The 15456-nt window shown below is 73.1% G+C and carries 10 protein-coding genes; 6 read left to right on the forward strand and 4 right to left on the reverse strand.

Features of this window, described 5'->3' with window-relative positions; all coding sequences use genetic code 11:
* Positions 1-3: 3 nt before the first annotated feature.
* Positions 4-1254 (reverse strand): LLM class flavin-dependent oxidoreductase, encoded by a 1251-nt coding sequence (locus IEZ08_RS00110; protein ID WP_068921869.1) that lies wholly within the window; start codon positions 1252-1254, stop codon positions 4-6.
* Entirely contained in the window at positions 1251-2045 is a 795-nt protein-coding gene (locus tag IEZ08_RS00115) for an alpha/beta fold hydrolase (protein WP_189241411.1), read from the reverse strand. The genes IEZ08_RS00110 and IEZ08_RS00115 overlap by 4 nt, the downstream gene beginning before the upstream one ends.
* 194 nt (positions 2046-2239) lie before the next feature.
* Between IEZ08_RS00115 and IEZ08_RS00120 the strand changes: the two genes are divergently transcribed.
* From IEZ08_RS00120 to IEZ08_RS40140, 3 genes are all read left to right on the forward strand, one after another.
* Entirely contained in the window at positions 2240-3097 is an 858-nt protein-coding gene (locus IEZ08_RS00120; RefSeq protein ID WP_229802816.1) for an LLM class F420-dependent oxidoreductase, read from the forward strand.
* Between the two features lie 9 nt (positions 3098-3106).
* A complete protein-coding gene (locus tag IEZ08_RS00125) occupies positions 3107-4564 on the forward strand; it encodes a serine/threonine-protein kinase (protein ID WP_189241412.1) in 1458 nt (485 codons plus the stop codon).
* 107 nt (positions 4565-4671) lie between these two features.
* Positions 4672-6822, forward strand: a complete 2151-nt coding sequence (locus IEZ08_RS40140) for a serine/threonine-protein kinase (RefSeq protein WP_189241413.1) — start codon at positions 4672-4674, stop codon at positions 6820-6822.
* Between the two features lie 116 nt (positions 6823-6938).
* Here the strand turns inward: IEZ08_RS40140 and IEZ08_RS00135 are convergent, their stop codons facing one another.
* Complete coding sequence (locus IEZ08_RS00135) at positions 6939-7493, reverse strand: TetR/AcrR family transcriptional regulator (RefSeq protein WP_068921873.1); 555 nt, start codon at positions 7491-7493, stop codon at positions 6939-6941.
* 180 nt (positions 7494-7673) lie between these two features.
* Here IEZ08_RS00135 and IEZ08_RS00140 point away from each other — a divergent pair, with 180 nt between their 5' ends.
* Positions 7674-9857, forward strand: a complete 2184-nt coding sequence (locus tag IEZ08_RS00140) for an MMPL family transporter (RefSeq protein WP_229802817.1) — start codon at positions 7674-7676, stop codon at positions 9855-9857.
* A gap of 42 nt (positions 9858-9899) precedes the next feature.
* Here the strand turns inward: IEZ08_RS00140 and IEZ08_RS00145 are convergent, their stop codons facing one another.
* Positions 9900-11003: an alcohol dehydrogenase catalytic domain-containing protein gene (locus IEZ08_RS00145; protein ID WP_189241415.1), complete on the reverse strand. Its 1104-nt coding sequence runs from the start codon at positions 11001-11003 to the stop codon at positions 9900-9902.
* A gap of 278 nt (positions 11004-11281) precedes the next feature.
* On the opposite strand from IEZ08_RS00145, the gene IEZ08_RS00150 reads away from it, so the two are divergent.
* Together IEZ08_RS00150 and IEZ08_RS00155 are read left to right on the forward strand one after the other, a co-directional pair.
* Entirely contained in the window at positions 11282-12559 is a 1278-nt protein-coding gene (locus tag IEZ08_RS00150; protein WP_068921876.1) for an ABC transporter substrate-binding protein, read from the forward strand.
* A 130-nt stretch (positions 12560-12689) separates the two neighbouring features.
* On the forward strand, positions 12690-15455 hold the full coding sequence (locus tag IEZ08_RS00155; protein ID WP_189241416.1) for an ABC transporter permease subunit: 2766 nt from the start codon (positions 12690-12692) through the stop codon (positions 15453-15455).
* The last annotated feature ends 1 nt before the right edge of the window (position 15456 follow it).

Genomic DNA, 15456 nt, shown 5'->3' on the forward strand with positions numbered 1-15456 from the left:
GGATCAGTCGGCGAACTCGGGGATGACCTTGGTGGCGAAGAGTTCGAGGTTGCGCTTGACGGTGTCGAGCGGGAGCACGCCCTGCTGGCCCTGCATGAACAGGCCGAACCACTCCAGGTCGGGCATGCGGTCGAGCATGCGCTGGATGCCGCGCTTGACGTCGTCGGGGCCGCCCAGCAGGGCCATCTCGACCTCGTTCATGCGCTTGAAGTCACCCTTCTCCGGGCTGATCGGCTTGTGCTTGTCGTCCTCCTGCTTGCGCAGGACCTCCAGGTAGCCGAAGGGCCCGAAGAAGGCCGCGAAGTCCTTCTGCATGCCCTTGCCGTAGGTGGCGATGGCCTCCTCGCGGGTGTCGGCCATACCGACGATCTTGAGGATGCCGGTGTGCTCGCCCAGCTTGTAGTCCCGGCCGCACCTGGCCGACTCCTCCTGGTAGAGCCGGGCCTTGGCGGCGTGCTCGTCCGGGTTCGGGGTGAACATCCACGGCAGGATGTCCTCCTGGGCGGCGCGGATCACCGAGCGGTCGGAGATGGTGAACGGCTGCCACAGCTCCGGGTAGGGGTTCTGGTACGGCTTGGGACCGACCGAGACGGCGTGGATGCGGCCCTGCTCGTCCACCTCGCCGGGGGCGCCGAACGTGCGCGTCCACTCCAGCGCCGGCCAGCCCTCGATCCCCTCGTACGGCGAGGGCACCTCGTAGTCCAGCACGTCCGACTTGTAGCGCAGGGTGTCCTGGGTCCACGCCATCTTCATGATCTTCAGCACCTCGCCGAAGACGTCGAAGTTGCGGGTGTCGGAGGCCGAGCCGTCGGAGCGGGCGGCGGCGGCGTGCCAGCGCTGGCCGAGCACGTTCATCCACCGGTTCTGGTAGCCGCGGGCCACGCCCAGGCGGAGCCGCCCCCTGCTGAAGTGGTCCAGCAGCGCCACGTCCTCGGCGGCGCGGATCGGGTCCCAGGCCGGCAGCACGATGCCCAGCGGGGCCAGCAGGATGCGCTCGGTCCGGGCGGCCAGGTCGGTGAGGAACATCAGCGGGTTGACCGAGAACTCGAAGCCCTCGGAGTGGAAGTGGTGCTCGGTCATCATGAGCGCGTCGAAGCCGATCTGGTCGGCGTGGACCGCGATCTCGCGCACCTCGTGCAGCAGCGCCTGGTAGGACTCGACGTCGCGGCCGATCGGCCGCTTGGCGACGGCGTTCGCCTCCTGGGAGTAGCCCGAGCCGGGAATCTGCGGGTTGAGGAATATCGAGAACTTCACGACGACAGACTCCTTAGCCAGTTGGTGACGACGAGCAGGAACTCCGCTGGGCGTTCCTCGTGCAGCCGGTGGCTGCTGCCCTCCCAGGTGACGACCTTGGAGCGCGGGTCCTTCAGCAGCCCCGCCTCCCAGGCGGCCTGGTCCGGGTCGAACCAGAAACTCAGCACCGGGCACTCCCGGCGCGCCAGGTAGGCGTCGGAGTTGTGACGGACCCCGAGCGCGTCCGGGCCGCCGAACATCGCCTCGAACGCCTGGAGCAGCACGTGCGGGGCGGTGCCGAGGATCCGGCGCCGGTGCCACTCGCGCAGCCACGCGGGGGTCGCCCGGTTGGCCGTCCACCGGTCGTTGGCCAGGGACACGCCCACGGCGTCCTCGCGCATCCGCTGGATCATCGCGGGGAAGGCGTCGGCCACCGGGCCCGCGAAGCCGTACCCGGGATCGACCGCGACCACCGCGCTGACCAGCGAGGGGTGCTCCACCGCCAGGTGGGAGACGATCTGCCCGCCCATCGAGTGGCCGATCGCGACGCACGACCCGACCCCCAGCTCCGCGCAGAGCCGGGCCATGTCGCCGGCCATCGCGCGGGGGGTGTTCCCGGTCTCCGGGGCGGAGGAGTAGCCGTGCCCGCGCATGTCGGCGGCGATCACCCGGTGGTGCTCGGCCAGCGCCGGGATGTGGTGGACCCACTCGTGGGAGTCCGATCCCAGGCCGTGGACGAGCAGCAGCGTCGTGTCCCCCGTACCGTCGTCGGTGTGGAACAGCCGTACGCCGTCCAATTCCGTGAACGCCATGAGCCCCCTTCCGTGAGGACCGCCGGGCCCGCCGGGTCGCCCCTCCCGAGTGCCGCGGACGGCCCGGCCGCCGGCCTCGTCATCCGCGACGTGAGCACGCTACCCTAGGAATGGTAACCGAGCAATCGCTTGGTTCGCCAAGCGGGTACGCTTGGTCGGCGTGCCGGGCCGGGCGGATCCGCCCGGTCACGCGGATGGAGCGGGAACCGGAGGTCGTCATGCGGCTGGGTGTCACGATGTTCGCCACCGACACGGCGATGCCGGTCGCCGAGCTGGCCCGGGCCGCCGAGGAGCGCGGGTTCGTCTCCCTCTATCTGCCCGAGCACACGCACATCCCGGTCTCGCGCCGCACGCCCCCCGCCGGCGGGCAGGAGACGCTCCCGGAGGAGTACCGTCGCACGCTCGACCCGCTGGTGGCCCTCTCCCACGCCGCCGCCGTGACCGAGCGGCTCGCCCTGGGCACCGGGATCATGCTCGTCGCCCAGCGGGAGCCCCTCGTGACCGCCAAGGCCGTCGCCACCCTCGACCACCTCTCCGGCGGCCGGGTGGTGCTCGGTGTCGGGTTCGGCTGGAACGTGGAGGAGGTCGAAAATCACTGCGGACCGGACGGCTTCGGCTCCCGCAGGGACGTCGCCCGCGAGCACGTGCTCGCGATGAAGGAGCTGTGGAGCCGGGAGGAGGCGGGCTTCGAGGGGCGCCACGTGCGCTTCGAGCCCTCGTGGTCCTGGCCCAAGCCGATCTCCGGGCCGCCCGTCTACCTCGGCGGCGCGGCGGGCCCGAAGCTGTTCGCGCACGTCGCCGAGTACGGCGACGGCTGGATGCCGATCGGCGGCAGGGGGGTGCGGGCCGCCCTTCCGGCGCTGCGCGAGGCCTGCGAGAAGGCCGGGCGGCCGATGGCCAAGGTGATCCCGTTCGGCACCCTCCCGAACCAGGAGAAGCTCGGCTACTACGCGGACATGGGCATCGAGGAGGTCGTGCTCAGCCTGCCCAGCGCGCCCGCGGACCGGGTGCTGCCCGTGCTCGATGACTACGCCAGATTCATCACGTTATAGTCGGGTCTCATGTCGCGAGTGGCCCCCCTTTTGCCGGAGGACCCCCGGAGGCTCGGCGCCTACCGGCTGACCGGACGGCTCGGAGCGGGCGGCCAGGGCATCGTGTTCCTCGCCGAGCCCGCCGACGGGCCACTCGTCGCGATCAAGCTGCTGCACGCCCGGCTGCTGGACGAGGAGAGGGTCCGGCGTAGGTTCATGGGGGAGGTCGAGGCCGTCCGGCGGGTCGCCCCGTTCTGCACCGCCCGGGTGCTCGACGCGGACCTGGACGGCGACCATCCCTACATCGTCAGCGAGTACGTCGACGGGGTGTCGCTCCAGGAGCACATCGCCGCCGAGGGCCCGCGGTCGGACGGCTCGCTGGACCGGATCGCGGTCGGCACCGCCACCGCGCTGGCGGCCATCCACCGGGCCGGGGTGGTCCACCGCGACTTCAAACCGGGCAACGTGCTGCTCGGCATGGACGGCCCGCGAGTGATCGATTTCGGGATCTCCCGCATGATGGACACCGCCACCACCACCGGGAAGATCCCCTTCGGCACCCCGGCCTACATGTCGCCCGAGCAGATCAAGGGCGAGTCCGCCGGACCCCCGGCCGACATGTTCAGCTGGGCGCTGACAGTCGCCTTCGCCGCCACCGGCCGCCACGCCTTCTCCGCCGACTCCTACCACGCCGTGCTCGCCAGGATCCTGTACGGCACGCCCGACCTGGGGCCGCTCACCGGCCCGCTCCGGGAGATCGTGGTCGCCTGCCTGGCCGCGGATCCGCAGGAGCGGCCGGGGGCCGAGGAGGTGCTGGGCCGGCTGTACGGCCACGGCGATCGGGCCACCGTGTCCCGGCCGGTCCCCGTGCGGGCCGGAGAGAACGGCGGGAGGACCGCGACCGCGGAGATGCCCCCGGTGTGCGCCTCCACGGCGGAGATGCTCGCGGTGCGCGCCTCCACGGCGGAGATGCCCCCGGTGCGCGCCTCCACGGCGGAGATGCCCCCGGTGGAGCCTGCCGAGGAGCTCCCGACGCTCGCCTCCGTGCCGCGACGGCGGCGGCGGTGGTGGTGGGCGGCGGCCGCCGCGGGGATCGTGGCCGCGGCCGCGGCGGTGTGGGGGTTCCTCTCGTCGTCCGCAGGCCCCTCGCAGGACGACGGCTTCTCCCTGGCGGGAATCTGGACCGGAGTCGCCGACCACGCCAGCGCCGAGCGCGTCTTCCCCGTCGAGATCCGCCTGGCGGAGGGAGAGACGGCGGTCCTGCGCTGGGGCGCCGACCTGCACTGCGCGGGGCGGCTCACGCCGGATGGGGACGTCCCGCCGCCTGCGGGGGCGAGCGTCTACCGCCTCGATCGGGTCACCGGGGAGGGGTGCCACCCGGGGACGTTGGTGCTGTCTCCCCGAGGTGAGAACCAGGTGGCGTTCGAGGTGGTCAGGAAGGGTGAGAAGAAGGCGCGGTACAGCGGCAGGGCCGTACGGTCCCGTTGATCGGGACATAACGCAAGCATCACGGTCTGGGATATAAGCAGGCGGTTCCCGTTGACTGGTCGCCACGGCTCTTCTTGAGTGGAGGATGGCGGCGAGGGGAGGCCCACGTGCCGTATGCGCAGCCGCTCAAGCCGGGGGATCCCGAACGGCTGGGGGAATATGAGGTCGTCGGCCGCCTGGGCGAGGGAGGCCAGGGGGCGGTGTATCTCGGCATGCACCCCGCCACCGGCCCTGATCCGTACGCGGTCAAGCTGCTCCACGGCTCCGTCGGCGAGGAGCGGGAGGCGTTCCTGCGCGAGGTGGAGCTGGCCAAGCAGGTGGCCCGGTTCTGCACCGCGCAGGTGATCGACGCGGGGCTGGAAGGCGACCGGCCCTACATCGTCAGCGAATACGTCAACGGCCCCTCCCTGCACCGGGAGGTCGCCGTCGGCGGTCCCAAGACGGGCGGGGCGCTGGAGCGGCTGGCCATCGGCACCGCCACCGCGCTCACCGCGATCCACCGGGCCGGGATCGTCCATCGCGACCTCAAGCCGCAGAATGTCCTGCTCGGCCCCGACGGTCCCCGGGTGATCGACTTCGGGCTGGCCAGGGCGCTGGACGCGGCGGCCACCCAGACCGGACGGGGCGCGGGGACCCCCGCCTACATGGCGCCCGAGCAGGTGGAGGGCGTCCGGATCAGACCGGCCGCCGACGTCTTCGCCTGGGGCGCGACCATGTGCTTCGCGGCCAACGCCCAGGCGCCCTTCGGGCAGGACTCGATCGCGGCCGTGCTCCACCGCATCCTCACCGCCCCGCCGGAACTGGGCGACCTGGACGGGTGGCTCGGCGCACTGGTCGCCGAGTGCCTGCGCAAGGACCCGCGCGACCGGCCCACGAGCCGGGAACTGCTGCTCGCGCTGCTCGGGGACGACGCCCGCCGGGAGGCGCTCGACGACGGCGTCCCGGAGGAGTTCGACGGCGGTGCCCAGGGCACGCTCGACGGCGGTGTCCAAGAGGCGCCGGGGGACGGCGCCCGGCGGGAGGCGCTCAGCCCCGTGCCGGTCTCCGTCCACGCGGCCCCGGCCCCGCGGGCGGCCGCCTCGCGCGCCTCCGGCGCGGGCGGGGAGGGCGGGGCGGGAAGCCGGTGGGGTGCCGGGACCCGGGCGCCGGAGACCTCCGGTCCCGGAGCCCGCGGGTGGCCGGAACCCGGGCCGGCCGGACCGGCGGAGCGGGCCGTTCCCCCGCCGGACGTCCCCGGTGAGCCGGCCGGGATCAGGACCCGCCCGGGACGGGCGGCCACCAGGGCGTCGGTCGCCGTGTCCGGGTCGCTCATGGTCAGCGCGGTCGTGCTGGTGGCGGGGGTGCTGCTCCCGGCTCTGGGCCGGGAGGACAGCGCTGCGGACGGGCGGCGGGCCGCGCCTCCGGCGGCGACGCAGGCGCAGCCCTGGACGGGGGACGCCGCGACGCGGCCCGCCCCCTCGTCCGGTGCGGGCGAGGCCGCCCAGCCCGGTGAGGGCACCCGTCCCGCCGAGAGCACCGGCACCGGGGGGACCGACGGCCGAGGCGGGAACACCGGGGGTCCGGGGACGGCGGAACCGTCGCTCACGCCCCCCGCCGAGGTCACGGTGCCGTCGCTGGTCGGAATGGAACGTGCCGCGGCGCTGAGCGCGATCAGGCGGGCCGGGCTGACCGTCGGTTCCGTCACCCGGGCCGACTCCCGCGAGCCGGTCGGACAGGTGCTGCGGACCTGGCCGGAGGGGGGGAGCAGGGTGGCCGAGGGCAGCGAGGTCGTGCTGGAGGTCTCGGCCGGGGTGGCGGTGCCCCAGCTGACCGGGCTCCGCAGGAAGGCGGCCGAGGGGCTGATCGCGCAGGCGGGGCTGACCCCGGGCGGGGTGACCGCCCGCTGCTCGGACCGGCCCCGGGGAGAGGTGCTCGCCAGCTCTCCCGGCGCGGGCAGGCGTGTCTCCGCGGGCACCGCGGTCACGCTGACCGTGTCCCGGAACGGGACCGAGATGCCCTCGGTCACCGGCCGGGGCGAGGCCGGGGCGCGCGACGCGCTGGCCGCGGCGGGCCTGGCCGTACAGGTACGGCCGAAACTGGTCACCGACCCGTCCAAGGACGGTGTGGTGCTGGCGCAGCACCCCGCGCCCGGCGGGTGCGTCCGCCGGGGAGGCGAGGCTGTCATCACGGTCGGCGTCGCGGGGCAGACCGGGCCCGGCCCGGGACCCACCGACCCGCCGGATCCGAGCGGTTCCCCGCCGGCCGACGGGAGTCCGTGAGGGGAGCGGGCGTCCCCGCTCACCGGCGGTCCGCGACGGCCCCGGGCCGGTTCTGAGGCCGTGCCGACGGGCAGGGCCAGGAGTGGCGGGCGGCCAGGGCGGCCAGGGCGGCGGGGTCAGGAGCGGTAGGCGGCCAGGGCGGCGGCCAGCAGGGCCTCCCGGACGGTCTCCTCGGGCAGGTCGGTCGTCTTGACCACGGCGTACTGGAGCGAGCCCACCACCGCCCAGGCGCGCACCCGGGCGGCCGGATCGGGGTCCGGCCCGGCGAGCCGGGCGTAGATGCAGTCGCGGAAGGCGCGGATGGCCTCGCCGGGGGAGCCGGGCGGGGCGTCGTCGGCGCCGCCGATGTCCTCCATGAGCAGGCGGATGATCGTCCGGTGGCGGGTGACGAAGATCACCAGCGCCTCGATGAACGCGTGCTCGTCGCCGAACTCGGTCTCGATCAGGGTGACGATCTCCTGGGCGGCGGGGGCGATCAGCTCGGCGGCCAGGCGGTCCTTAGGATGGAAGTGATAGGCCACGGCCGTCTTCGTGACCCCGACCGCCGAGGCGATGTCGGCCAGGGAGGTCGCGGCGTAGCCGCGCTCGGCGAACAGCTGGCGGGCGGCGTCGAGGATCCGGTCGCGGGTGTCGTGGCCGGGAGTGCCGTAACGCGGATCAAGTGTGGTCATCGTCTCATTTCCAGGGGGGCGGGAGCACTCCCCGATATCGGGTATTAGGCTTTTGACGGCAATACTGTACGGCTGTACAGAACGGTGTTACAGACCTATTTCCTCGAGCTTAATAGGGCGGTCCCGATGTCTGGCCTCCTCGGACGGGTAGGCGGTTGGTGCGCGAGGCACGGTGCGATCGTGCTGACGGTGTGGATCCTGCTGGCGGCGGGGCTGACCGCGGGCTCGGTGCTGTTCCCCGGCCCGGTCAGCAACAACGTCGCGATCCCGGGCACGGACGCGCAACGTGCCCACGACCTGATGGCCGAGGGGTTCGGTCCCGGTTACGACCCGGGCGGAACGATCCAGCTCGTCCTGTACTCCGAGAACGGGCCCCTCACCTCCCAGCGCCGGGTGCGCGCCGTGAACCGGGCCATGGATCGGATCCGCGAGCTCCCGCACGTGGTGGAGGTGATGACGCCGTACCGGATGGGCGGCCTGGCCCCCAACATGGAGATCGGCCTCATCACGGTCAAGCTTGAGGGACACGACAACGCCAAACTGGTCGAGACGACCAAGACGATCTCCGCGGCCGCCGAGCCGGTCCGCGACCTGGGCATCGAGGCGGTGCCCGCCAACGCCGGGACCCCCGCCGACAAGGAGATCAAGACGGGCGCCAGTGAGATCATCGGCGTCGTCTGCGCGCTGCTGGTGCTGCTGTTCGCCTTCGGCACGCTGGTGGCCGCGATGGTGCCGATCTTCGCGGCGCTGGTCAGCATCGCGACCGGCCTGGGCGTGATCGGCCTGCTCGGCCACCTCGTGGACGTGCCCAAGCAGGCGTCGATCATGGCGACGATGATCGGTCTCGGTGTCGGCATCGACTACGCGCTCTTCCTGCTCAGCAGGCACCGCAAGCTGCTCGGCGACGGCGTGCCCGTGCGCGAGGCGGTCCGCAGGGTGTCGGCGAGCTCGGGCGGGGCCGTGGTGTTCGCCGGAGGCACGGTCGTCATCGCGCTCAGCGCGCTGATGCTCGCCGGGTTCCCGATGTTGCGCACGCTCGGCTGGATCACCGGCATCTCGGTCATCTGCGCGGTGCTCACCTCGGTCACCCTCGTGCCCGCGCTGCTCGGCCTGCTCGGGCACCGGGTGAACGCGCTGCGCCTGCCGTTCATGGGCAGGCGGCGCGGCGACGGCTCCTCGGGCTGGGCCGGTCTGGGCAACTGGGTCGCCCGGCGTCCCTGGGGCGTGCTCGCCCTGAGCGTCGCGGTCCTCGTCGCGCTGGCCGCGCCCGCCCTCGCGCTGAAGCTCGGCCCGATCGACGACGGGTACGGAGACCGGGGCACCGACTCCCGCCGCGCCTACGAGCTCATCCAGGCCGGGTTCGGGCCGGGCATGAACGGCCCGATGATCGTGGTGGCCGAGCTGGAGGAGAGGGTCGTCGACCGCGAGCCCGAACCCGCCGTGCTCCAGGCGCTGAAGGACCGGGTCGAGGACGTCGACGGCGTGCGCTTCGTCGGTGACCCGGTGCTCAACGCCGGTGGTACCGCGGTGCTGCTGCAGGCCGTCCCCGAGTACGCGCCCAGCGACCCCCGGGCCCTGGACGTGGTCGAGGACGTGCGCGCGCTCCGGATCGACGGGGCGAGCGTGCACGTGGGCGGCAAGGTGGCGGGCATGGCCGACGCCGGCGACACGATCGCCGAGCGCACCCCGCTGGTGGTCGGGGTCGTGGTGCTGCTCAGCGCGCTGCTGCTGCTCCTGGCGTTCCGCTCGCCGGTCGTGGCGATCAAGGCCGCGCTGATGAACCTGATCTCGCTGGGCGCCGCCTTCGGGGCCCTGTCCCTGGTCTTCTCCCTCGGCCTGGGCAGCGGCCTGGTCGGCATGGACCCGCCGGTCGGCGCGGACGACTCCTACCTGACCACGCTGTTCTTCTCGGTGCCGATCGACAGCTACATCCCGCTGATGTTGTTCGCGGTGCTGTTCGGCCTCTCGATGGACTACGAGGTGTTCCTGCTCACGGCCGTACGGCAGGCGTACCTCAGGCACGGGGACAACAGCCGGGCGGTGGCCGAGGGGCTGGGAACGACCGGCCGGGTCATCACCTCCGCCGCGCTGATCATGGTGTCCGTCTTCGTGGCCTTCATCGCCTACCCGGACCCCATGGTCAAGATCTTCGGTGTCGGCCTGGCCGTGGCCATCGCGGTGGACGCCACGATCATCCGGGGCTTCCTGGTCCCGGCCACCATGGTCCTGCTCGGCCGCTACAACTGGTGGTGCCCCCGGTGGCTGGACCGGATCCTGCCCGACCTGTCCGTCGAGGGCCACGACGAGGAGTCCATGGCCGAGCAGGAGCCCCGCAAGGAGCTCGTCGGCGCCGGCCGGTCCTGACCCGGTCATCCCCGGCCTCCCGCCCACGCGTCCGGCGGGAGGTCAGTCGAAGACGATGACGCTGCGGGCCACCGCGCCCTCGCGGACGTGGCGGACGGCCTCGTTGACCTCCTCCAGCGGGACCCGCTCGCTGACCAGGCGGTCGAGGTCGAGGCGGCCCCGCAGATACTGTCCGGCGAGCATGGGCAGGTCCCGCAGCGGAGCGGCGTCGCCGCCCTGGGTGCCCATCAGGCGGCGGGAGGCGAACAGCAGACCGGGCTCGATGGAGAGCGGCTGCCCCTGGGGCGGGCTGCCCACCATCACGGTCGTGCCGCCGGGCCGGGTCGCGGCGAACGCCGCGCCCAGCACGCCGGGTACGCCGGTGACGTCGAAGGCATAGTCCACCCCGCCCCGGACGATCTCGCCGACCTGCCGGGGCAGGTCGGCGGAGAGGACCGCGTGGGTGGCGCCGAACTCCCGGGCCAGCTTCAGTTTGGGCTCGGCCACGTCGGCCGCGATGATCGTGGTGGCCCCGGCCAGCGCGGCGCCCTGGACCACGTTCAGCCCGACGCCTCCGCAGCCGGCCACCAGGACGCTGGAGCCCGGCACCACCTCCGCCACGTTCAGCACCGCGCCGACACCGGTGACCACGCCGCAGGCCAGCAGGCACATGGTGTCGAAGGGGGCGTTCTTGTCGATCTTCACGCACATGGGCTCGTTGACGACGGCGTACTCGGCGAAGGAGCCGATGCCGATCATCGTCCGGGCGGGGACGCCGTCCACCGTGACGCGGGTGGTGCCGTCGTGCATGGTGCCCATGATGGCCGCCATCCGGGCCTTGCCCGAGCACAGGTGGAAACGCCCGGCCCCGCAGTCGCGGCACCGGCCGCAGGCGCCGTTCATCGCGATGATCACGTGGTCGCCGGGCCGGACGCCCGTCACGCCCGCGCCGACGCTCTCCACGATTCCGGCGCTCTCGTGGCCGAGGACGAAGGGGAGCTCCCGGACGACGGGGCTCTTGCCGTCGAGGGCCTTGATGTCGGAGCCGCACACGCCCGAGGCCTTGATCCTGACGCGGACCTCGCCGGGGCCGGGGCCGGCGATCTCCACCTGGCGGACCTCCATCGGCCTGCCGAATCCGGTGAGTACGGCCGCCCGCATCAACATCAGTCCGCTCCCGTCGCGCCGAGGCCAGTCCGCTGCGCACGCTAGCCTCCGCGGCGACCGAAAGCAAGCAATCGCTTGGTATGCGGGATCGGTGCGACCGGCATGGGGGTCGGTGCGGCCGGCGTGGGGCCGGTGCAACGCTCCGGTAACGCCGCATTGACACCCCTGAGCGGGCAAACCTACGCTGACCGAAAACCAAGCGAGCGCTAGGCCAAATAAGGGAGCGGGCGGGAGACCGTACGGCACGGCAGGGAGTGACCTGTGGGACGGAGCGACCGATGGGACGGCAGGCAGTGAGACGGCGATCGGCGCGACTCGCCGGCCTGGTGGCCGCGGCGGCACTGGCCGCCGCGGGCTGTGCCGCGGAGCAGAAGGCGGCGGGCGGGGGCGGCTCGGGCTCCGGCGGGACGGCCGGGGTGACCGCCACCACGATCAAGGTGGGCGGCGTGCTCACCAAGACCAGCGCGAGCGGCTACTCCACCAAGGATGCCGAGATCGGCGCCAGGGCGCGGTTCCAGCGGGCCAACGACGCCGGCGGCGTGCACGGGCGCAAGATCGAGTTCATCGGGGCCGAGGACGACAACCAGGACGCGGCCAAGGGCGACGCCGCGGCCAAGAAGCTGGTGCAGAAGGACGGGGTCTTCGCGCTGGTCCCGGTGCACGGGCCCAACTTCGGCGGGGCGGTCTTCCTGGAGCAGCAGGGCGTGCCGTGGTTCGGCTGGGCGACCGGCCCGCAGTGGTGCGGCACCAGGACGGGATTCGGCTACAACGGCTGCCTGGCCCCCAAGCCGGGCGCGGGCTCGCAGACCTGGTGGGGCAACCAGATGGCCGAGCTGCTCGGCGGCTCCGAGGGGAAGACGGTCTACGTCCAGACCACCGACTCCAGCGGCAGCAAGTACGGCGGCAGGACCATCTCGCAGTCCTTCGAGGCCGCGGGCTTCGAGATCGTCGGTATCAACTCCGGCCTGCCCGCCGCCGCACCGCCGCCCGACTGGCTGCCCTACGTCAACAAGATCATGACCTCGGACGACGGGAAGGCCCCGGACGTCGTGGTCTCCATCATCGCGGGGACCAAGTTCAACGTCGGCCTCTACTCGGCGCTGAAGAAGGCGGGATACGAGGGCGTGCTCTCCGACGCCACCAGCTACGACGCGGCGATCCTGAAGGACCGGGCGACGGCCCAGGCGCTGGAGGGCGTGATCGCGGCCCCGATGTTCGAGCCGTTCGAGTCCGAGGCGCCGGAGATCACCCAGCTCAGGGCCGATGTGGAGAAGGTCGCCCCGGGCACCGTGCTGACCCAGCACCTTGCCATCGGCTACTGGTCCGCGGACATCTTCCTGAAGGTCCTGGAGCAGACCGGCAAGGACCTGACCCGGGAGAGGTTCCTGGCCACCGCCAACGGCTCGTTCTCCTACGAGAACGCCGGCTTCGGCCGGATCCAGTACCCCAGGGACCACAACGAGCCCAACGGCTGCGGGGCCCTGGTCAAGCTGGAGGGCGGCGTCTTCAAGGTCGCCAAGAACATGAAGTGCTTCGAGAACGTGCCGCTGAAGTAGGGGCGGCGCCGGGCGTGCCGTCCGCGAGCCGGCGGGCCGCGCGGACGGCATGACGCGGGTGGCCGGGACCGTCGTGGAGGCGGTCCCGGCCCGGCGACACATCAGGCGCGAGAGTTCGGGGTGGAGACCCTTGTCGGAGCTTGCCGGCTACATCGTCAGCGGCCTGGTCACCGGGGCCGTCTTCGCGGTCATGGCCTCGGGCCTGACCCTCTCCTACGCGGCGACGGGCGTGTTCAACTTCGCCCACGGCGCCATCGGCTTCCTGGCCGCGCTGCTGTTCTTCGAGCTCACCGTCGGTCTCGGCGTGCCCGCCTGGCCGGCCGGGGTGATCGCGGTGCTGGTGTTCTCACCCCTGCTCGGATACGTGCTGCACCGCGCGATGTTCCGGGGACTGGCCCAGGCGGGGGAGACCGCGCAGATCGTCGGGACGATCGGCCTGACGATCGCGCTGCCCGCGCTCGGGCTCTGGATCGTCGACCTGGTCGCCGAGCCGTTCGGCCTGCCGCGCGCCGACGCGACCTCGCTCCCGCGCGGCCTGGGGCCGTACCCGCCGGTCAACGTCGCCGTCGGGGGCGTCCGCCTCGACTCCGACCAGATCATCACGTTCGTCTTCGCGCTCCTGGCCGCCGCCGGGCTCTGGGCCTTCATGCGGCACACCCCGTACGGCCTGCGGATGCGGGCCTCGGTCGACCGGCGCAGGCTGGCGACCCTGCGGGGGATCGACGCCGACGCCTCCTCGGCGCTGGCCTGGACGCTCAGCTCCACCCTCGCCGGGCTGGCCGGGGTCCTGGCCGTGCCCACCCTGGGGCTGGACTCCACCGCGTTCACCGTGATGCTGTTCGTCTCGGCGACCGCCGCGGTGTTCGGGCGGCTCCGCTCGATCCCGGTGACCTTCGCCGCCGGGCTCGGCCTCGGCGTGGTGCAGAACCTGGTCGCCGGGTACGCCGACTTCGCCGAGGACATCACCGGCCTGCGCACCGCCGTCCCGGTGATCCTGCTGTTCGCCGGGCTGATCGTGCTCAACCGGTCCAGGGACCGGGTCGCCGGCTCCGCCGCCGAGGACGCGCCGCCCCCCGACTACCTGGCGGACCTGCCGCCCTGGCGGCGGCGCCTGCCCTGGGCGGCGGGCCTGGTCGTCCTGCTCGGCTGGACGTTCACCCGGTCCGCGGACGACTTCTACGTGGGCGTGGTGGCGCAGGGGCTGGTCCTCGCGCTGATCTTCTGCTCGTTCGTGGTGGTCACCGGCATCGGCGGCATGGTCAACCTCGCGCAGGCCTCCTTCGCCTCGATGGCCGCGCTGACCTGCGGGTGGGCGTTCTCCTCCGGGCTCCCCTTCCCGGTGGCGATCGGCCTGGGCGTCCTGGGCGCCACGGCGGTGGGCGTGCTCGTCGCGCTGCCCGCGCTCCGGCTGGGCGGGCGGATCCTGACCCTGGCCACGCTGGCCATGGCCCTCCTCGCCGACCAGGTGCTCTTCCAGATCGACGCGTTCAGCAACGGCACCATCGGCTGGCCGCTGCCCGCGCTCGGCCTCGGGTTCGCCGACACCACCGACCCGCGCGTGCGGGTCGTGCTGCTGCTCGTCCTGATCGGGCTCGTCGGCCTGCTGGTACGCAACCTGGAACGCTCGGCCTCGGGCCGGGCCATCCTGGCCGTGCGCTCGGCCCCGGCCGCCGCGACGACCTCGGGCATCTCCGGACCCCGTACCAAGATCCTGCTGTTCGCCCTGGCGTCGGGGATCGCGGGCCTGGGCGGCGTGCTGTTCGCGATCTCCAAGGGCTCGGTGACGGCCACCGACCTGCCCGCCTTCGCGGGGTTCGTCTGGCTGGCGGTCGTCGTCCTGCAGGGCGTCCGGCGGATCGGCGGGGCCGTGCTCGGCGGCCTGATCGCCGCGATCTTCCCCGAACTGCTGGCAGGCTGGCACGTCTCGGCGCACGTCGGCGCCATCCTGTTCGGCACCGGCGGCATGATTCTGGCCCGGCACCCCGACGGGGTGCTCGCCCAGATGGCCGAGGGCCGCCACCGCCGCCGGCGGCGCAGGCTCGAACGCGCCGAGGCCGCCGCGATCCAGGCGGAGGCGGCGGCCACCGCCGGGACGGGCACGCCGGTGAACGGAACCCGGCCGTCCGCGGCCGCCCGGGACGGGGCCGCACCGGAGACGGCGTCCTCCGCGCGGGCCGGGGAGGCGCCGGGCGACGGGACCGCCGCGTCCGAGCCGGACGCGCTGTTCCGGCTGGAGAACGTGGTCGCGGGATACGGCGACGTGACGGTGCTGCGCGGAGTGGACCTGTCGGTACGGCCCGGCGAGGTGGTGGCGCTGCTCGGGGCCAACGGCGCGGGCAAGTCCACGACCTGCGCGGTCGCCGCGGGAGACCTCCCGGTGACGGCCGGGCGGGTACTCCTGGACGGGGCGGACGTCACCGCCCGGCCCGCGTACCGCCGCGCCCGGGAGGGCGTGCTGCTCGCCCCCGAGGGGCGCGGCGTGTTCCCGGGGCTGACCGTCGAGGAGAACCTGCGGACCTGGCTGGCGGATCCCGATCCTGTCTACGAACGCCTTCCCCAGCTCGCCCGGCGCCGCGGGATCGCCGCGGGCGCCCTGTCCGGAGGGGAGCAGCAGCTGCTCACCCTCGCCCCGGCGCTGGTCCGGCCGCCCCGGGTGCTGATCGCCGACGAGCCGTCGCTGGGCCTGGCCCCGATGGTCGTGACGGAGATCTTCGAGGTCTTCGCCGAACTGCGGGAGCGCGGTGTCGCGCTGCTGCTGGTGGAGGAGAAGGCCACCGCGGCGCTGGAACTGGCGGACCGGGTCGCCTTCATGCGCCTGGGCCGGATCACCTGGACCGGCCCGCGCGCCGAGGTGGACGACACCCGGCTGACCGCCGCCTACCTGGGGGTGTCATGAC

This window comes from Planobispora rosea, assembly GCF_014648175.1.
In the GTDB taxonomy this organism is placed as follows: Bacteria; Actinomycetota; Actinomycetes; order Streptosporangiales; family Streptosporangiaceae; genus Planobispora; species Planobispora rosea.

Excerpts from the sequence above, each read along its gene's own strand:
- IEZ08_RS00115 (WP_189241411.1), bottom strand. The coding sequence starts at position 2,045 with ATGGCGTTCACGGAATTGGACGGCGTACGGCTGTTCCACACCGACGAC.
- IEZ08_RS00120 (WP_229802816.1), top strand. The coding sequence starts at position 2,240 with ATGGAGCGGGAACCGGAGGTCGTCATGCGGCTGGGTGTCACGATGTTC.
- IEZ08_RS00135 (WP_068921873.1), bottom strand. The coding sequence starts at position 7,493 with ATGACCACACTTGATCCGCGTTACGGCACTCCCGGCCACGACACCCGC.
- IEZ08_RS00125 (WP_189241412.1), top strand. The coding sequence starts at position 3,107 with ATGTCGCGAGTGGCCCCCCTTTTGCCGGAGGACCCCCGGAGGCTCGGC.
- IEZ08_RS00145 (WP_189241415.1), bottom strand. The coding sequence starts at position 11,003 with ATGTTGATGCGGGCGGCCGTACTCACCGGATTCGGCAGGCCGATGGAG.
- IEZ08_RS00150 (WP_068921876.1), top strand. The coding sequence starts at position 11,282 with ATGGGACGGCAGGCAGTGAGACGGCGATCGGCGCGACTCGCCGGCCTG.